Here is a 19,162-nt window from a genome sequence, read left to right on the forward strand (position 1 = left end):
TGTATGTAAAAGGAAGGGGCGTTTCTTTTGAGGAAAATTGGCATCATTGGCGGTACATTTGATCCGCCTCACTATGGACATTTGCTAATTGCAAATGAAGTATATCACGCTTTGGAATTGGAAGAAGTATGGTTCTTGCCAAACCAGATTCCGCCACATAAACAAGGACGTAATATTACAAGTATAGAAAGTCGTTTACATATGTTAGAGCTTGCGACTGAGGCAGAAGAACACTTTTCTATTTGTTTAGAAGAGCTAAGCAGGAAGGGCCCATCTTATACGTATGACACTATGTTACAATTGACGAAGAAGTATCCGGATGTGCAGTTTCACTTTATTATCGGTGGGGATATGGTTGAGTATTTACCGAAGTGGTATAACATTGAAGCTTTACTTAATCTTGTAACATTTGTTGGAGTTGCAAGACCTGGGTATACATTGCATACACCATATAAGATTACTACAGTGGAAATTCCGGAATTTGCAGTTTCTTCATCCTTATTACGTGAGAGATATAAGGAGAAGAAAACGTGTAAATATTTACTTCCTGAAAAAGTACAGGTATATATCGAGAGGAATGGGTTGTATGAATCGTGAGAATGCACTTCATATTGTCAAACAACAAATGCATGAAAAACGTTATATACACACAATTGGTGTAATGGAGACAGCGATTGAGCTTGCTAAGTTATACGGTGTGGACGAGAAAAAAGCAGAGATGGCAGCTATATTCCATGATTATGCGAAATGTAGAGCAATTTCAGAGATGGAAGAGATTATTAAACGTGAAGATTTGCCGAAAGATTTACTTTGCTATAATAAAGAGTTGTGGCATGCGCCTGTTGGGGCATACTTAGTAGAAAAAGAGGTAGGCATTACGGATTCTGAAATATTGCAAGCTATTACATATCATACAAGTGGTCATGAGAACATGACGATGTTAGATAAAGTGATTTATGTAGCTGATTACATTGAGCCAGGGCGAAAGTTTCCAGGTGTGGAAGAGGCTCGTAAACTCGCATATACGGATATAAATCAAGCTTTATTATTTGCCTTAAAGAGAACAATTCAATTTTTAATGGAAAAAAATCAGACGATTTATCCATTAACATTCCAAACATACAATGCAGTTATCAAGGAGGAAATGAGTAAATGAACGATAAAGATTTATTAGTGTTAGCGGCAAAAGCAGCTGATGATAAAAGAGCAGAAGATATGGTTGTCCTAAATATGCAAGGTATTTCACCAATTGCAGATTATTTCATTATTTGTCACGGTAATTCAGATAAACAAGTGCAAGCAATTGCACGTGAAATTAAATCAAAAGCACATGAGTTCCAAATCGACGTACAACGTATGGAAGGTTTTGACGAAGCACGTTGGGTATTAGTTGATCTTGGAGATGTAGTTGCCCATGTATTCCATAAAGATGAGCGTAATCACTATAATTTAGAGCGTCTATGGGGCGATGTGCCACGTGAAGATATAACAGAAGAGCTAGGCCAATGAAATACGAACAATTTGCATTGTTGTACGACGAACTGATGAATGATGTCCCTTATGATAAATGGGTAGAATTCACAGAGGAAAGCCTGCAGCAGGCAGATATGAAAGAGGCAAAAATTCTTGATGTAGCATGCGGTACGGGTAATGTAACCCTTCCGCTTGTGCAAAAGGGTTACGATTTAATAGGTGTCGATCTTTCAGAAGAAATGTTAACAGTCGCTCAGCAAAAACTAGGAGGAGAGGGATACTTTATTCCTTTTTACCAACAAGACATGCGAGAGCTTGATGTTCCAGGTGAGTTTGACTGTGTCACTATCTTTTGTGATTCATTAAATTATGTATTGCAAGAAGATGGAGTACAAGAAACATTTAGAAGAGTGTTTCACCATTTGCGTCAAGATGGTTTGTTTTTATTTGATGTACATTCTTTATATAAAATACATCATGTATTTCAAAATGAAACGTATACAGTGAATGGAGAAGAAATATCTCTTATTTGGAATTGCTTCCCTGGTGAAGAATCAAATAGTGTAGAGCATGATTTGACATTCTTTGTTCAAGATCCGGAAGAAGATGTGTACCATCGGTTTGATGAATGTCACGTGCAACGTGCATATCAAGTGGAAGAGTTAACGAAATGGCTTGAAGAAGCAGGTTTTACAGTTCTTCGTGTAACAGGTGATTTTGAGCGACTTGAAGTTACAGAACAAACAGAGCGTATTTTCTTCATGGCGAAGAAAAACGGATAAAACAAATAAAACAAAAGCAACCGAGAAGGTTGCTTTTGTTTTATAAAGAAGATGTATTTTTAGTTCTAGCATAATCTGAAGATCGTATGCGTAAAGTGTGGGAATAGTAGTTAAAGTGAAAATGTATTGTAAAAAAGTAAGTATTTATAAAAAGGATTTGGAATGAAAATGACGTATTTATTATGTGTGTTTATTGAATTGCTGATCAACGCATTCTAAATCTTCATCAAATTTTTCATGTGTTCGCTCGATTAACTTATGGAACATATCTCCAACGTGTTCTTCTAAAACCCGAATGCCTTCCCCGGTAACGCCGCCTTTCACGCAAACCTTTTCTTGTAAGGTAGGTAATGTGAAGATTTCTTTTTCAAGTAATTTCCCCATCCCCACGACCATTTCACTTACTAAAGTAGTAGCCTCTTCGTGTGTAATATTTGTTTTATCTACAGCAGCGTTAATGAAGCATTGTAGTAAATAACTAAAGAAAGCAGGACCGCAACTTGCTATATCAGATGAAACACGTGTTATATCTTCTTCTATTACAAGAGGTGTAGAAATATTTTTGAATAGACGAAGTAGTTTTTGTTGCCATTCTTCAGAGCAATTATTTCCAAATGTAAATAGTGAGGCGCCAGAGAGGGCGCGATTTGTGATACTTGGAATGATACGTGCGACGTGGCACGGTACGAGAGTCTCTAATTGTGATGGAGATATTGGACTTGTAATAGAAACTAAGCACGTTTCATCAGAAAAATGTTCAGCGTATTTTTTTAGGATAGGGTATATATCTATCGGCTTAACGCAAATAAAAATAAGTTGTGATTGTTCGATTACTTCCGGGATTGTTTTTGCTATATGAACAGAAGGGTATTTTTCTTTTATGTGATATGCTTTGGCAGGCGTCCGATTAATGATTGTAAGGCACGAAGGTTTGACAGCACGGGTTTCTAAAAATGCATCGATTAGTATATTCCCCATGTTTCCTGTCCCTATAATTCCTATGTTCAAAGTTTCATCCCTCCTTCGTAACAGCTTTCTCCTAAACAATATGAATGATGTTATAAATTTATGATTAGAGGTGTAAAATGATGTGGGATTTTCCGAAAAAGTGGTTAGGTTTAGTAGCTATTATTGGAACTTTACTTTTTCTTGTTTTTTGGAAAACGAATCAGAGTGTAGAACGAACGCCTATTACAATGAATGTGCAAGAGAAGGAGATAGAAAAAAAGGGTAAACCGAAAATATCGGATACAAAGGAACAGAAAAGAACAATTATAATTGATGTGAAAGGAGCGGTTAATAAAGAAGGGGTATATGAAATGAAGGAAGGAGATCGCGTAAAGGATGCGGTTCAAAAGGCTGGTGGTTTTTTATCAGAAGTAGATATGAAAAAAGTGAATTTAACACAAATTGTACAAGATCAAATGCTTCTTTATATACCGAGTAAAAATGAGCCAGAACAAGGGATGTTTACTTCTTCTAAGGAAGATGGCAAGATTCGAATAAATACAGCAGCGAAAGAGCAATTGGAAAAAATTACAGGGATTGGCTCTCGAAAGGCAGAAAGTATTTTGAAATATCGAGAAGAGCATGGTCCGTTTCAGAAAATAGAAGATTTATTAGAGATTGATGGGATTGGTGCGAAGTCTCTTGAAAAGATAAAAGATCAAATTATTATTCCGTAAAAGATTGACGAAGTTTTTCTTCTTTCGCTACACTACAAGTAGACAAAAAAGTAGGTGAAAAATATGGAACGAATTTCATGGGATCAATATTTTATGACGCAAAGCCATCTACTATCGTTACGTAGTACATGTACAAGGCTTGCGGTAGGAGCGACAATCGTTCGCGATAAACGAATTATTGCTGGTGGATATAATGGTTCGATTAAAGGTGGCGTACATTGTATAGATGATGGTTGTTACGTAATCGATAATCATTGTGTTCGGACAATTCATGCCGAAATGAATGCTTTATTACAATGTGCCAAGTTTGGTGCGAAAACAGAGGAAGCAGAAATTTACGTTACGCATTTCCCTTGTTTACAATGTTGTAAGGCAATTATTCAAAGTGGTATTACAGCGGTTTATTATGCGCAGGATTATAAAAATCATCCATACGCCATAGAGTTATTTGAACAAGCGAATGTAACAGTGAAGCACGTTCCGCTAGAATATGATATCGCTGCATTAGAGGAGCAAAAACGTTATACGGAGTTAAAAGAATTATTTGCGTCTTTAGAAAAAGATAATTTATCAATGGAAGAATTACAGCATGTATTCACGAAAGCAAAAATGATGCTATAAGGAGTGAGTATAAGTTGCAGGAACAATGGGGGTATGTTGCAATCTCGTTTATAATAGGGATTGCAATTGCCTTTTCCTCGTCACTTTTATTGATAGTTTTTTGCCTCTTTTTAAATGTTTTCTTCTGTTTATATCGCACTTCGCGTAAAACCTTCTTTTTTTGCATTGTAGCGTGCTTTAGTGGCGCTATATACACTTCCTATGTTCAAGGGTGGAATAAGTCTCTAGGAGAGTCCTATGGAGTTACAAGAGGGGTTATACAAAATACACCGCTTGTTAATGGAGATCGCCTATCTTTTCAGTTTGAAGATCACAATAAAAATATAGTGCAGTTAAGTTATAGAATAAAATCAGCCTTGGAAAAGGAAAAAATGCAACAATTATACGCAGGGATATCATGTGTATTCGAGGGTGAGAGGAAAGAACCGCAAACAGCTCGGAATTTTCATGGTTTTAATTACCGTGATTATTTATACAAGCAACATATTCATTTCACATTTGAGGCTACATATATTTCTGAATGCTATAGAACATCACTGTCGCTCATGCAACGGATTCTCCTTTTGAGGCAACAAGTAATCTCGAAAGTTACAGAGATGTTTCCAGAGCAATCAGGTGCTTTTATGAATGCGTTACTATTTGGTGATAGACAACAAATGACGTTTGAAGTGGAAGAGCAATATCAACAGTTTGGTCTTGTACATTTGTTAGCAATTTCAGGTTCGCACATTGTATTGTTAATGGTGATAGTATATTTTATTTTGCTAAGAAGTGGTGCGACGAGGGAGGTAGCAACAATTTGCCTTATCATTTGTATTCCTTTGTATATGGTTTTAGCAGGGGCGTCACCCTCTGTTATAAGGGCTTCTATAACGGGAGTTTTGACGTTGATTGCTTTTATGTGCTCGATTCGTTTATCTAGTTTAGATGCTTTAAGTGTAACAGCTATATGTATGCTTATATATGACCCTTATCTTGTTTTTAATATTGGATTTCAGTTTTCTTTTGTAGGTAGCTTCGCTTTACTTTTGTCTGCTCCGTTATTGTTAGTGAGTAGCAACGGAGTAATCCGAAATTCTATTTATATTTCTATCATTTCACAGCTCGTTAGTACTCCGATTTTGTTATATCACTTTGGTTATTTTTCTCCATATAGCATTTTCCTCAATCTTTTATACGTTCCGTTTTTATCTATCATTGTATTACCATGTAGCATTATTATTTTACTGTGTATGCCAATTGTCCCGTTTCTCGCAAAAGGATTTGCGGATGTGTTATCAATAGGCTTGAGTATGTCTAATGTTTTTCTAAGTTATTGTGAAAGTTTACCATTTAACCAGCTTATTTTCGGGAAAACGTCCTTCAATCTTGTAGCTGTATATTGCGCGAGTATTGTCAGTATATTGATGGTTTGGGAAAGGAGAGCGCCGAAAAAAATGGTTTGTATAGTTGTGAGTATATTTCTTTTTATTAGCACGTGTCATTATGTATATCCATATTTTAGAGGAAGTGGAAGTGTAACATTTATTGATGTTGGACAAGGTGATGCAATATTAATTCGCCTTCCGTATGATAAAGGGGTTTATCTTATTGATACAGGTGGAACGCTTCGTGTCAATAAGGAAGAGTGGCAACAAAAAAAGCATGAATTTTCTGTTGGAAATGATGTTTTAATACCCTATTTACAAAAAGAAGGTATTAAAACAATTGATAAATTAATCGTAACGCATGGAGATGCAGATCATATAGGTGCTGCGCAAGAATTATTATCATATATACCTGTAAAAGAAGTTGTGTTTGGCCGGAAGGGAAAAGATGCAGTATTAGAAAAAGTAGTAAAGAAACAGGCATTAGAAAAGGAAATAAAAATAACTGAAGTGGGGGAAGGGGAAAGTTGGAGTGTAAATGAAGCTGAATTTTTCGTTTTAGCTCCAAAAGGAAAAGAAAAAAGTGAAAATAATGCTTCAATTGTAATATGGGCAAAATTTGGAGGATTGACGTGGCTATTTACAGGCGATTTAGAAGAAGAAGGAGAGCAGTTTTTAGTATCTGAGTATCCAAATTTGCGAGTAGATGTTTTAAAAGTTGCTCATCATGGAAGTAACACGTCATCTATAGAGTCTTTTTTGAACGTTATACAGCCCCGTGTAGCGATTATATCTGTTGGTAAGCAGAATAGATATGGACACCCGCATAAAGAAGTGATAGAGCGTTTGGAGAAGATGGGGAGTGCGATATGGCGCACGGACAAGCAAGGTGCTATTTCCTATGTTTTTAAAGGGGAAAATGGAACCTTTCAAAGTAAAATCACATACGATAAGACATATAATAGGTGAAAAAGAGAAGACTGCCATGAAGTGGCAGTCTTTAAGAACCGATAAATTTAATAACAGTTGCAATGATGAAAAGTGTTGCGAAAAAACCAAATGAGACGATAAATCCTACCCCTGAATCAATAGCGTCATTGCGTTTACTTTGAACGTTTTGTTCAAAATCATTCATTTAGAATCCCTCCCCAACATTCCACTTTAGTATAAAATATTGTCAGAAAAAAATCTACAATTTCCATATGAAGAGAAAATGAGCTTTTTTGCTACTTTTAGATCATGAAGTAACGTGAGTTTTTTGTTTCCAAGCATGTTAACAGTTGGCACTTATACTCGAATTTTTATTGTGAATAATAAAGGGAAGGTGATTACCGCACACCAATAAGAAACCCGGGGCTTATTGCGTGGCGTTTAATATAAATAAAGGGACGGGTTATACAGCCTGTTCCTTTGTACTTGTAAAACAAAAGCTAGGGCATTAGTATAAATATATATTGCCAAGTTAGGGAGTAGGAAAAAGTATGAGTGATATACATAAAAAAATTAAAAAGAAACAGTTTGCTTCGTTATATTTACTATATGGAACGGAAGCTTTTTTTATAAATGAAACGATAAAGCTTATTACGACAGAAGCACTTGAAGAAGAAGATCGAGAGTTTAATGTTGTGACATACGATTTGGAAGAAGCATATTTAGAAGATGTGGTTGAGGATGCGCGTACGCTTCCTTTCTTTGGAGAACGGAAAGTACTGTTAATAAAATCACCGCTATTTCTGACTTCGCAAAAAGAAAAGTTAGAGCAAAATATAAAAATTTTAGAAGAATACATTGGTGAACCTTCTCCATTTTCTATTCTTGTTTTTGTTGCGCCTTACGAAAAACTTGATGAGCGAAAAAAAATTACAAAACTATTAAAGAAAACAGCAGATGTAGTAGAAGCGAATGCGATGCAAGTGCAGGATGTTCAGAAGTGGATTATTGCTCGTGCAGATGAAGTGCATGTGCACATTGATAACGCGGCTGTTAGTTTGTTGCTAGAGCTTGTGGGAAGTAATGTAACGATGTTGGCGAAGGAAATGGACAAGTTAACGTTATACGTTGGTATGGGCGGAGAGATTACGACGAAACTTGTTGCAGAGCTTGTGCCAAAATCAGTTGAGCAAAATGTATTTGCTTTGACAGAAAAAGTGGTGAAAAAAGATATTGCAGGTGCAATGCAAATTTTGGATGGATTATTTACGCAGCAGGAAGAACCGATTAAATTGCTTGCGTTATTAGTGAGTCAATTCCGTTTGTTGTATCAAGTGAAAGAGTTACAGCAACGTGGTTATGGGCAAAATCAAATTGCATCTCATATTGGTGTACATCCGTATCGTGTAAAATTGGCGATGAATCAAACGAAATTTTTCTCTTTTGAAGAATTAAAAAAAGTGATTATAGAATTAGCGGAAGCTGATTATAGTATGAAGACGGGAAAGATGGATAAGAAACTTGTGCTCGAGTTTTTCTTAATGCGATTAAATCATATGTGATGACACAAAAAAAGTTCATGTACCTAGTGCATGAACTTTTTTTGTATATAAAAAAACGATCCAAATGGATCGTTTTTTAAACGCCTTACGCGTTTACTTGTTTCGCTAAGCGAGATTTTTGACGAGATGCAGCGTTTTGGTGGATAAGACCTTTACGAGCTGCTTTGTCAAGTTTTTTAGAAGCAGTTTTGAAAGCTTCTTTAGCATTTTCAAGATCGTTATTAGTAACTAAAGCTTCTACAGTTTTAACAGCAGAACGCATGTCAGACTTGATAGAAGCGTTATGTGCACGACGCTCTTCGCTAAGTTTAGCGCGTTTGATAGCAGATTTGATGTTTGCCATACTTTTCACCTCCCTGGTGCAATCGAATGACTCGATTCTTACATAGAACAAGTGATATTCTATCAAACGGTGAAGAGAATTGCAATAGTATATCCATGAAATTTCACGTAAAGGAAAGAATGACCTTATATAACTTTGGGAAATCTAACGATATTTACTATGAATTACGGAGGAGATACGATGAAAGAACCATTGGATTTAAGTAAATATAGCGTTAGAACTGACCTTGCTGTAGAAGCTCATCAAATGTTGCAAGAAAGCCAAGAAGAACAAAAAGGGATACAGGGGGTAATTGTAAAAGAGAGGGAAGAAGAAGGTACTATAATTACAAAAGTAACAATTGATGAAGCTGCCTCTGAAGCGATGGGTAAAAAACCTGGAAATTATTTAACGCTTGAAGTACAAGGTATACGTCAGCAAGATACAGAACTTCAACAAAAAGTGGAGCGTATTTTTGCAAAAGAATTTTCTTATTTCTTAGAAGAGGTTGGTGTTACAAAAGAAGCGAGCTGTTTAATTGTAGGCCTTGGGAATTGGAATGTAACACCGGATGCTCTTGGGCCAATAGTTGTAGAAAATGTATTAGTAACGAGACATTTGTTTCAATTGCAGCCTGAAAGTGTAGAAGAAGGATTCAGGCCTGTTAGTGCAATTCGGCCGGGGGTAATGGGGATTACAGGCATCGAAACGAGCGATGTTATTTATGGGATTATTGAGAAGACAAATCCAGACTTTGTAATTGCGATTGACGCATTAGCTGCCCGTTCTATTGAACGAGTAAATAGCACGATACAAATTTCTGATACTGGAATCCATCCTGGATCAGGGGTTGGGAATAAACGTAAGGAACTAAGTAAAGAGACATTAGGTATCCCTGTTATCGCAATTGGTGTTCCGACTGTGGTCGATGCCGTTTCGATTACAAGTGATACGATTGATTTTATTTTGAAACATTTTGGTCGAGAGATGAAAGAAGGAAACAAACCTTCAAGATCTTTGTTACCAGCGGGATTTTCATTTGGAGAAAAGAAAAAATTAACAGAAGAAGATATGCCAGATGAAAAGAGCCGAAATATGTTTTTAGGTGCTGTTGGTACGTTAGAAGAAGAAGAAAAAAGAAGGTTGATTTATGAAGTGCTATCGCCCCTTGGTCATAACTTAATGGTGACCCCAAAAGAAGTAGATACTTTTATTGAGGATATGGCGAATGTAATAGCGAGTGGTTTAAATGCAGCGCTGCATCATCAAATTGATCAAGATAATACGGGAGCGTATACACATTGAGGGAGAAAGATGATAATAGTTTGAGTCGTTTTGCGCTTTTGTGTATATGTAGTGTAGCTTTATGTTTACTTATGATGATAGCAGGAGTGTCACTTGCTAATCATGGTTTGAAAAGTATGAAAGGTTATCGGCAATTGTCGTATGAACAAATAGCTCATATGACAGGGACAGAGAGTACAGGTGTTGAATCAGAAATTTTGGGTAGTTCGTTTTCAGCTTCAGAAAAACAACAACAATTAGAACGTTTAAGAAGTTTTAATGTTGTAGAAGGAATTGGGATGGCGGTAGCAAGTGTAGCTTATGAAATGACGAAGTTCGGAACGGATATAGTTGTTGGGAAAATAAAGGGGATTTTTAGCTAAGAGTAGCATGGGAGATGGTTGTTTTACTGATTTGTAAGACAACCGTTTTAAAATTTGAAAAGGGTTTGTCTCTTATGGTTTATTCGCATAAGATATAGATAGAATGATTTGTATCGTAAGCAGCACGAGTTTTCATTGAATCTTTGTTGCTCTATTGATATAATCAGTGCTAGTGTATATTGGCGAGACTATTAGGAGTTGAGAACATAGATGAACAAAGAAGAAAGAGCAAAAAGACAGTCCAAAATTCGTAATTTCTCTATTATTGCTCATATTGACCACGGAAAATCAACGTTAGCAGACCGTATTTTAGAGAAAACAAATGCGTTAACACAACGCGAAATGAAAGCTCAGTTGCTTGACTCTATGGATTTAGAGCGTGAGCGTGGTATTACAATCAAATTAAACGCAGTACAATTAAACTATAAAGCAAAAGATGGTGAAGAGTATATTCTTCATTTAATTGATACACCAGGACACGTCGACTTTACGTACGAAGTATCTCGTAGTTTAGCGGCTTGTGAAGGTGCGATTCTTGTAGTAGATGCAGCGCAAGGTATTGAAGCGCAAACGTTAGCGAACGTATACTTAGCGCTCGATAACAACTTAGAAATTTTACCAGTTATCAATAAAATCGACTTACCAAGTGCGGATCCAGAACGTGTACGTCAAGAGGTAGAAGATGTAATTGGTTTAGATGCATCAGAAGCGGTACTTGCTTCTGCGAAAGCTGGAATTGGTATTGAAGAAATTTTAGAACAAATTGTTGAAAAAGTACCAGCTCCGGCAGGTGATTCAGAAGAGCCGTTACAATGTATGATTTTCGACTCTTTATATGATCCGTACCGTGGTGTAATTGCTTATATCCGTGTTGTAAATGGAACGGTAAAAGTTGGCGATAAAGTACGTATGATGGCAACGGGTAAAGAATTTGAAGTAACAGAAGTAGGTGTATTTACACCGAAAACTACGCAACGTGACGAGTTAACAGTAGGTGATGTAGGTTTCTTAGCAGCATCTATTAAAAACGTAGGTGATACACGTGTTGGTGATACGATTACACATGCGAAACGTCCAGCTGCAGAGGCGTTACCAGGTTACCGTAAATTAAACCCGATGGTATTCTGTGGGCTGTATCCAATTGATTCTGCTCGTTATAACGATTTACGTGATGCGTTAGAAAAATTAGAGTTAAACGATTCTGCTCTTGAGTTTGAACCAGAAACATCTCAAGCGTTAGGATTTGGTTTCCGTTGTGGATTCTTAGGACTTCTTCACATGGAAATCATTCAAGAACGTATTGAACGTGAATTTAAGATTGACTTAATTACAACAGCGCCAAGCGTTATTTATAAAGTTTATTTAACAAACGGTGAAGATGTTATTGTTGATAATCCATCTAATATGCCAGATCCACAGTCTATCGATCGTGTAGAAGAGCCGTTTGTGAAGGCTTCAATTATGGTTCCGAATGACTATGTTGGAGCTGTAATGGAAATTTGCCAAGGTAAACGTGGAACGTTTATTGATATGCAATATTTAGATGAAACGCGTGTTACATTAACATATGAAATCCCGTTATCAGAAATCGTATATGACTTCTTCGATCAATTGAAATCAAATACGAAAGGGTATGCATCATTTGACTACGAGTTAATTGGTTATAAACCATCTAAACTTGTGAAAATGGATATTCTTTTAAATAATGAACAAGTGGATGCTTTATCATTTATCGTACACCGTGATTCAGCGTATGACCGTGGTAAAGTAATTGTAGAGAAATTAAAAGAATTAATTCCGAGACAACAGTTCGAAGTACCAATTCAGGCGACTATCGGAAATAAAGTTGTAGCACGTTCTACAATTAAGGCGATGCGTAAAAACGTACTTGCAAAATGTTACGGCGGTGACATTTCTCGTAAGCGTAAACTTCTTGATAAGCAAAAAGAAGGTAAAAAACGTATGAAGTCTGTTGGTTCTGTAGAAGTGCCACAAGAGGCATTCATGGCTGTACTGAAAATGGATGACAACTAATATTTGAAATAAAAAAGAAGTCGTTTGTGCGGCTTCTTTTTTCTGTATAATTACTTTTTAGACATCTGAGCAGCTCTCATTTACAATAATGAGAGAGCTTTTTAGTTCATATAGAGTTAGGAGATTGTTAATGTCCGAAAATATTCGAAAAGATATTCAAGATAAAATACAAAATGGCAATTTTAATTGTGAAAAGGAATTGACGCTTTCTATTATTAGTGGAAAGTGGAAAGTTGTGATACTGTGGCATCTTGGTGTGGAAGGGCCTCATCGTTTTAGTGAATTACAACGGTTATTCCCAAGCATTTCTCATAAAGTTTTGTCGAACCAATTAAAAGAGTTAATGGAAGATGGGATTGTTGATCGAACAGTATATCCCGAAATTCCTCCTCGTGTTGAGTATTATATGACGGAACTAGGCATGTCACTTTTACCGATCGTTGAAATGATGTATGATTGGGGAAAAATGCGAATGGAACAAATTCGTAATACGTTAGAGAAGTAGAGAATCCTCCGGAGTGCGGAGGTTTTCTTTTTAGAAAGGTAGGAGTTATATTTGGTACAAGCTGCATATATTCATATTCCGTTTTGTCAGCACATTTGTCACTATTGTGATTTTAATAAAGTGTTTATTGAACGCCAACCGGTTGATCAATATTTAGATTATTTAGAGAAGGAAATAATAAATACGGTTCAAAAAGTTCCGTTTGATAGTATGAAAACGATTTTTGTGGGCGGTGGAACTCCGACAGCGTTAAATATGGAACAGACAAAAAAATTACTCGAGATTATTAATCGTCATTTGCGTCCGTTTGCTCCGAATTGTGAATTGACATTTGAAGCGAATCCAGGAGATCTACCGAAAGAGAAGTTGAATGTACTACTAGAAGGTGGAGTGAATCGAATTAGTTTTGGTGTGCAAACGTTCCGTGATGAACTGCTTGAGAAAATCGGGCGCAAGCATACGAGGGAAGATGCATTCCTAGCGATTCGAGAAGCTCAGGAAGTAGGCTTTAAAAATATTAATGTAGATATTATTTATGCTTTGCCAGGACAAACGATAGAAGATGTGAAGGAAACATTAGACATTGCTTTTACGCTTGGTGTACAACATTTCTCGGCATATTCATTAATTGTGGAACCTAAAACAGTGTTTTATAACTTAATGAATAAAGGGAAATTGCGTCTTCCGGGTGAAGACCATGAAGCTAAAATGTATGAAATGGTAATGGATGAAATGGAGAAACACGGTTATAACCAGTATGAAATTAGTAATTTCTCAAAAGGTGACAATAAAAGTAGACATAATCTCACATACTGGAATAATGAAGAGTATTATGGCTTTGGAGCTGGAGCTCATAGTTATGTGAATGGGGAACGTATTCAAAATGTAGGTCCGCTGAAGCAATATTTTAATAAAATTGATGAAACAGGATTTCCGTATTTAGATGTTCATAAGGTGACGGAGAAAGAAAGAATGGAAGAAGAACTGTTCTTAGGACTTCGAAAAACAAAAGGTGTTTCTAAAACGGCATTCCGCAATAAATTTAATGTGGAGATGGATCAAGTTTTCGCGAAGCAGTTACAAAGTAATCAAGAACAAGGATTACTTGAAGAGGAAAATGGACATGTGCGTTTAACGCGAAAAGGAAAATTATTAGGGAATGAAGTATTCCAATCATTTTTGATTGACTAATTAAATGTTCCATAGGCGTGAAAAAGTTTCATTATTTCGTGACGTTTCCGTTGACAATTGAATGTCAATTTTGGTAAGTTATTAATAGATTTAGCACTCAAAGACAAAGAGTGCTAACAGAGGTGATGATGAGATGCTTACGGAACGTCAGCTCTTAATTTTACAAACAATTATTGATGACTTTATTGGATCAGCGCAGCCTGTTGGGTCTAGAACGTTGGCTAAAAAAGATGAAATTACATTTAGTTCAGCTACTATTCGAAATGAAATGGCGGACTTAGAAGAATTAGGTTTTATTGAAAAAACGCACAGTTCTTCTGGACGTGTTCCTTCTGAGAAAGGCTACCGATTTTATGTAGACCATCTTTTAGCGCCGCAAAACTTACCGAACGCTGAAATTGTACAAATTAAAGATTTATTTGCTGAAAGAATTTTTGAAGCGGAAAAAATTGCACAGCAATCTGCTCAAATTTTATCAGAACTTACGAATTATACGGCCATTGTTCTTGGACCGAAGTTAAGTACAAATAAACTTAAAAATGTACAAATTGTGCCGCTTGATCGTCAAACTGCAGTCGCTATTATTGTAACTGATACAGGGCATGTACAAAGTAAAACGATTACCGTTCCGGAATCTGTTGATTTATCAGATTTAGAAAAAATGGTTAATGTTTTAAATGAAAAGCTATCTGGCGTACCGATGGAAGAACTTCATAATAAAATCTTTAAGGAGATTGTTACAGTTTTACGTGGGTATGTTCATAATTACGATAGTGCAATAAAAATGTTAGATGGTACATTTCAAGTTCCGTTATCGGAAAAGATATACTTTGGAGGAAAAGCAAATATGCTTTCGCAGCCAGAGTTCCATGACATTCAAAAGGTTAGATCTTTGCTTACCATGATTGATAATGAAGCCGAATTTTATGACATTTTGCGTCATAAACAAGTCGGGATTCAAGTGAAAATTGGTAGGGAAAACACTTCGACGGCTATGGAGGATTGCAGTTTAATTTCTGCAACATATTCGATCGGCGAAGAGCAACTTGGAACAATTGCTATTTTAGGTCCTACGAGAATGCAATATTCTCGTGTAATTAGTTTGTTACAGTTATTTACGAGACAATTTACTGATGGACTTAAAAAGTAAATGAGAGTAATACATTCGCTCAAGTGATGAAATTTTCATTGCTGTGTGTAATATATAATGCTTAGGTAATCATGCTATGCATGATACCTAATACCTTTTAAGGAGGTGAATATTGTGGAAGAGCGTAACGAACAAGTGGTAGAAGAAGTAAAAGAAGCGCAAGTTGAAGAAGCTGTCACGCCAGAAAACAGTGAAGAAACTGTAGAAGAAAAAAGTGAGGCTGCTCTTTTACAAGAAAAAGTAGATGAGTTACAAGCGAAACTAACGGAAACGGAAGGTCGCACATTACGTCTACAAGCTGATTTTGAAAATTATAAGCGCCGTGTCCAAATGGATAAACAGGCTGCTGAAAAATATAGAGCACAAAGTCTAGTTTCAGACATCTTGCCAGCTCTTGATAATTTTGAAAGAGCAATGCAAGTGGAAGCGACTGATGAGCAAACGAAATCCTTGTTACAAGGTATGGAAATGGTGCATCGTCAATTGTTAGAAGCGCTGACTAAAGAAGGTGTGGAAGTGATTGAAGCTGTTGGTAAACAGTTTGATCCTAATGAACACCAAGCTATTATGCAAGTGGAAGATAGTGAATTTGAATCAAACGCGGTTGTGGAAGAATTCCAAAAAGGTTATAAATTAAAAGACCGTGTGATTCGCCCATCAATGGTAAAAGTAAATCAATAATTTACATAAAACTAGGAGGATTCGCCATGAGTAAAATTATCGGTATTGACTTAGGTACAACAAACTCTTGTGTAGCTGTTATGGAAGGTGGAGAACCAAAGGTTATCCCAAATCCAGAAGGAAACCGTACAACACCTTCTGTTGTAGCTTTCAAAAATGAAGAACGTCAAGTTGGGGAAGTTGCAAAGCGCCAAGCAATTACAAACCCAAATACAATCATGTCTGTTAAACGTCATATGGGTACAGACTACAAAGTAGAAGTTGAAGGTAAAGATTATACACCTCAAGAAATTTCTGCAATCATTTTACAAAACTTAAAAGCTTCTGCTGAAGCATACTTAGGTGAAACAGTAACGAAAGCTGTTATTACAGTACCTGCATACTTCAACGATGCAGAGCGTCAAGCAACGAAAGATGCTGGTCGTATCGCTGGTTTAGAAGTTGAGCGTATCATTAACGAACCAACAGCAGCAGCACTTGCTTACGGTTTAGAAAAACAAGACGAAGAACAAAAAATCTTAGTATATGACTTAGGTGGCGGTACATTTGACGTATCTATCCTTGAGTTAGCAGACGGCACATTTGAAGTTATTTCAACTGCTGGTGACAACCGTCTTGGTGGCGATGACTTTGACCAAGTTATCATCGATCACTTAGTAGCTGAGTTCAAAAAAGAAAATAACATTGATTTAAGCCAAGATAAAATGGCGCTTCAACGCTTGAAAGATGCAGCTGAAAAAGCGAAAAAAGATCTTTCTGGTGTAACACAAACTCAGATTTCATTACCATTCATTAGTGCTGGAGCTGCTGGTCCATTACACTTAGAATTAACGTTAACAAGAGCGAAATTCGAAGAGCTTTCAGCAGGTCTTGTTGAAAGAACATTAGAGCCAACTCGTCGTGCATTAAAAGACGCTGGTTTTGCTCCAAGCGAATTAGATAAAGTTATTCTTGTTGGTGGATCTACTCGTATCCCAGCTGTACAAGAAGCTATTAAACGTGAAACTGGTAAAGAGCCATATAAAGGTGTAAACCCTGATGAAGTTGTAGCATTAGGTGCTGCAGTTCAAGGTGGCGTACTTACTGGTGATGTAGAAGGCGTTCTATTATTAGACGTAACTCCACTTTCTTTAGGTATTGAAACTATGGGTGGCGTGTTCACGAAATTAATCGAGCGTAACACTACAATTCCAACAAGTAAGTCACAAGTATTCTCGACAGCTGCTGATAATCAACCAGCAGTAGACATTCACGTATTACAAGGTGAGCGTCCAATGTCAGCTGACAACAAAACGTTAGGTCGTTTCCAATTAACTGACCTTCCACCAGCACCACGTGGTATTCCACAAATCGAAGTAACATTCGATATTGATGCGAACGGTATTGTTAACGTACGTGCGAAAGACTTAGGAACAAGCAAAGAGCAAGCTATTACAATCCAATCTTCTTCAGGTCTTTCTGATGAAGAAGTAGAACGTATGGTACAAGAAGCGGAAGCAAATGCTGACGCTGACCAAAAACGTAAGGAAGAAGTTGAACTTCGTAACGAAGCTGACCAACTTGTATTCCAAACAGACAAAGTTGTAAAAGATTTAGAAGGTAAAGTAGATGCAGCTGAAGTTGCAAAAGCAACAGAAGCGAAAGAAGCATTGCAAGCTGCAATTGAGAAAAACGAGCTTGAAGAAATTCGTGCGAAAAAAGATGCTTTACAAGAAATCGTACAACAATTAACTGTTAAATTATACGAGCAAGCTCAAGCAGCTGCTGGTCAAGCAGAAGGTGCGCAAGACGCTGGCACGAAGAAAGACAATGTAGTTGAGGCTGAGTTTGAAGAAGTAAAAGAAGACAAGTAATTCAACTGTAAACATAATAAGTAAGATGACAAAAAGTCAAAGTCAAGCGTGCCTTGACTTTGGCTTTTTTCACGAATGAGAAGCGATGTGTGAGGATCTTAAGTTTTTCGCTTTGCATACTGTAAGTGAGGAAACTTTGTTGCAAAGCACTTTCTTTCGGTGTTAAAATTACGTTTATGTGAAAGATTCGGGGGTTGTAAATTTATGAGTAAACGAGACTATTATGAGGTCCTTGGACTTAGCAAGGGCGCTTCAACAGATGAAATAAAAAAAGCGTATCGTCGTTTGGCTAAAAAATACCATCCAGACGTAAGCAAAGAAGAAAATGCAATTGAAAAGTTTAAAGAAGTACAAGAAGCATACGAAGTGTTAAGTGATGATCAAAAGCGTGCGCAGTACGATCAATTTGGTCATGCTGGTGCAAATCAAGGATTCGGTGGATTTGGCGGCGGAGGAGACTTCGGCGGTGGCTTCGGTTTTGAAGATATATTTAGTTCTTTCTTTGGCGGTGGCGGCGGCAGACGTCGTGATCCAAATGCTCCGCGCCAAGGTGCTGACTTACAATATCAAGTCACTTTAGATTTTGAAGAAGCTATTTTTGGTAAGGAATTAAATGTGGAAATTCCAGTAGAAGATCCATGTGATACTTGTAAAGGTAGTGGAGCAAAACCAGGAACTTCAAAAGAAACATGTAAACATTGTTCAGGCTCTGGTCAAGTGAGTGTAGAACAAAACACACCGTTTGGTCGTATCGTAAACCGTCAAGCTTGTGGTCATTGTTCAGGAACTGGACAAATTATTAAAGAAAAATGTACGACATGTCACGGTTCAGGTAAAGTTCGTAAGCGTAAAAAAATCAATGTTAAAATTCCAGCAGGTATCGATAATGGTCAACAAATTCGTGTGTCTGGAAAAGGTGAAGCCGGCGTAAATGGCGGACCAGCAGGAGACTTATATGTTGTCGTTCATGTAAGAAATCATGAATTCTTCGAGCGTGAAGGAGATCACATTATTTGCGAAATGCCATTAACATTTGCGCAAATGGCGCTTGGTGATGAAGTGGAAGTTCCTACTGTTCATGGTAAAGTGAAGCTGAAAATTCCAGCAGGAACACAAACTGGAACAGAATTCCGCTTAAAAGGAAAAGGTGCTCCGAACGTACGTGGATACGGCCAAGGAGATCAATATGTAGTCGTTCGTGTTGTTGTACCGACGAAATTGACTTCACAGCAAAAAGATTTATTACGTGAATTTGCAGGACAAGAAGAGCAGGATGATAGTTTATTCGGAAAGCTTAAACGTGCTTTCAAAGGGGAATAATGGAAATAAAAAATGGAGT

Annotated in this window: 20 protein-coding genes; 17 read left to right on the top strand and 3 right to left on the bottom strand. The window is 37.0% G+C overall.

All coding sequences use genetic code 11. The features are described from left to right. Positions 1 to 27: 27 nt before the first annotated feature. Genes nadD through MRP26_RS05185 form a run of 4 tightly spaced genes read left to right on the top strand, consistent with a single transcriptional unit; the run spans position 28 to position 2,255 of the window. Complete coding sequence (nadD, locus tag MRP26_RS05170; RefSeq protein WP_001226037.1) at positions 28 to 597, top strand: nicotinate-nucleotide adenylyltransferase; 570 nt, start codon at positions 28 to 30, stop codon at positions 595 to 597. Continuing rightward, a complete protein-coding gene (gene yqeK / locus MRP26_RS05175) occupies positions 587 to 1,156 on the top strand; it encodes a bis(5'-nucleosyl)-tetraphosphatase (symmetrical) YqeK (RefSeq protein ID WP_001078478.1) in 570 nt (189 codons plus the stop codon). The genes nadD and yqeK overlap by 11 nt, the downstream gene beginning before the upstream one ends. Further along, entirely contained in the window at positions 1,153 to 1,509 is a 357-nt protein-coding gene (gene rsfS / locus MRP26_RS05180) for a ribosome silencing factor (protein WP_000998173.1), read from the top strand. The genes yqeK and rsfS overlap by 4 nt, the downstream gene beginning before the upstream one ends. Further along, entirely contained in the window at positions 1,506 to 2,255 is a 750-nt protein-coding gene (locus MRP26_RS05185) for a class I SAM-dependent methyltransferase (protein WP_000873069.1), read from the top strand. The genes rsfS and MRP26_RS05185 overlap by 4 nt, the downstream gene beginning before the upstream one ends. Positions 2,256 to 2,435: 180 nt before the next feature. Here MRP26_RS05185 and comER read toward each other — a convergent pair whose 3' ends face one another. After that, complete coding sequence (gene comER, locus MRP26_RS05190) at positions 2,436 to 3,263, bottom strand: late competence protein ComER (protein WP_053563635.1); 828 nt, start codon at positions 3,261 to 3,263, stop codon at positions 2,436 to 2,438. Positions 3,264 to 3,340: 77 nt separating this feature from the next. Here comER and MRP26_RS05195 point away from each other — a divergent pair, with 77 nt between their 5' ends. From MRP26_RS05195 to MRP26_RS05205, 3 genes are all read left to right on the top strand, one after another. Beyond that, positions 3,341 to 3,940 carry a helix-hairpin-helix domain-containing protein gene (locus MRP26_RS05195; protein ID WP_242806026.1) on the top strand — a complete coding sequence of 200 codons (600 nt, stop codon included), beginning with the start codon at positions 3,341 to 3,343 and terminating at the stop codon, positions 3,938 to 3,940. Between the two features lie 63 nt (positions 3,941 to 4,003). Beyond that, positions 4,004 to 4,561, top strand: a complete 558-nt coding sequence (locus tag MRP26_RS05200) for a ComE operon protein 2 (RefSeq protein ID WP_000439773.1) — start codon at positions 4,004 to 4,006, stop codon at positions 4,559 to 4,561. A 14-nt stretch (positions 4,562 to 4,575) separates the two neighbouring features. After that, on the top strand, positions 4,576 to 6,897 hold the full coding sequence (locus MRP26_RS05205; protein WP_197242755.1) for a DNA internalization-related competence protein ComEC/Rec2: 2,322 nt from the start codon (positions 4,576 to 4,578) through the stop codon (positions 6,895 to 6,897). Between the two features lie 31 nt (positions 6,898 to 6,928). On the opposite strand, the gene MRP26_RS05210 is transcribed toward MRP26_RS05205, so the two are convergent. Further along, positions 6,929 to 7,063, bottom strand: a complete 135-nt coding sequence (locus MRP26_RS05210) for a YqzM family protein (protein WP_000997609.1) — start codon at positions 7,061 to 7,063, stop codon at positions 6,929 to 6,931. Between the two features lie 346 nt (positions 7,064 to 7,409). Here MRP26_RS05210 and holA point away from each other — a divergent pair, with 346 nt between their 5' ends. Continuing rightward, positions 7,410 to 8,420: a DNA polymerase III subunit delta gene (holA, locus tag MRP26_RS05215; protein ID WP_001279933.1), complete on the top strand. Its 1,011-nt coding sequence runs from the start codon at positions 7,410 to 7,412 to the stop codon at positions 8,418 to 8,420. An 85-nt stretch (positions 8,421 to 8,505) separates the two neighbouring features. On the opposite strand, the gene rpsT is transcribed toward holA, so the two are convergent. Beyond that, complete coding sequence (gene rpsT / locus MRP26_RS05220) at positions 8,506 to 8,763, bottom strand: 30S ribosomal protein S20 (RefSeq protein WP_001274012.1); 258 nt, start codon at positions 8,761 to 8,763, stop codon at positions 8,506 to 8,508. Between the two features lie 180 nt (positions 8,764 to 8,943). Between rpsT and gpr the strand changes: the two genes are divergently transcribed. From gpr to dnaJ, 9 genes are all read left to right on the top strand, one after another. Then, a complete protein-coding gene (gpr, locus tag MRP26_RS05225) occupies positions 8,944 to 10,047 on the top strand; it encodes a GPR endopeptidase (protein WP_000662644.1) in 1,104 nt (367 codons plus the stop codon). Then, positions 10,044 to 10,409, top strand: coding sequence for a YqxA family protein (locus tag MRP26_RS05230; protein ID WP_001207095.1), 366 nt, complete (start codon positions 10,044 to 10,046; stop codon positions 10,407 to 10,409). Before gpr ends, MRP26_RS05230 begins: the two co-directional genes overlap by 4 nt. A 210-nt stretch (positions 10,410 to 10,619) precedes the next feature. Further along, the gene (lepA, locus tag MRP26_RS05235) at positions 10,620 to 12,443 is read left to right on the top strand and encodes an elongation factor 4 (RefSeq protein ID WP_001030948.1); all 1,824 of its coding nucleotides are present in this window, start codon (positions 10,620 to 10,622) and stop codon (positions 12,441 to 12,443) included. A gap of 130 nt (positions 12,444 to 12,573) precedes the next feature. Continuing rightward, complete coding sequence (locus MRP26_RS05240; RefSeq protein WP_001293539.1) at positions 12,574 to 12,948, top strand: winged helix-turn-helix transcriptional regulator; 375 nt, start codon at positions 12,574 to 12,576, stop codon at positions 12,946 to 12,948. 51 nt (positions 12,949 to 12,999) lie between these two features. Further along, positions 13,000 to 14,139, top strand: a complete 1,140-nt coding sequence (hemW, locus tag MRP26_RS05245) for a radical SAM family heme chaperone HemW (RefSeq protein ID WP_000249436.1) — start codon at positions 13,000 to 13,002, stop codon at positions 14,137 to 14,139. A 133-nt stretch (positions 14,140 to 14,272) separates the two neighbouring features. Further along, on the top strand, positions 14,273 to 15,289 hold the full coding sequence (gene hrcA, locus MRP26_RS05250; RefSeq protein WP_000954942.1) for a heat-inducible transcriptional repressor HrcA: 1,017 nt from the start codon (positions 14,273 to 14,275) through the stop codon (positions 15,287 to 15,289). A gap of 114 nt (positions 15,290 to 15,403) precedes the next feature. Continuing rightward, positions 15,404 to 15,970, top strand: coding sequence for a nucleotide exchange factor GrpE (gene grpE, locus MRP26_RS05255; protein ID WP_000392711.1), 567 nt, complete (start codon positions 15,404 to 15,406; stop codon positions 15,968 to 15,970). Positions 15,971 to 15,996: 26 nt separating this feature from the next. Then, positions 15,997 to 17,823: a chaperone protein DnaK gene (dnaK, locus tag MRP26_RS05260; protein ID WP_197242754.1), complete on the top strand. Its 1,827-nt coding sequence runs from the start codon at positions 15,997 to 15,999 to the stop codon at positions 17,821 to 17,823. 204 nt (positions 17,824 to 18,027) lie between these two features. Further along, positions 18,028 to 19,143: a chaperone protein DnaJ gene (gene dnaJ, locus MRP26_RS05265; RefSeq protein WP_000043947.1), complete on the top strand. Its 1,116-nt coding sequence runs from the start codon at positions 18,028 to 18,030 to the stop codon at positions 19,141 to 19,143. Positions 19,144 to 19,162: the final 19 nt, after the last annotated feature.

Origin of the sequence: Bacillus sp. CCB-MMP212 (genome assembly GCF_022748145.1) — a bacterium.
Classification (GTDB): domain Bacteria; phylum Bacillota; class Bacilli; order Bacillales; family Bacillaceae_G; genus Bacillus_A; species Bacillus_A cereus.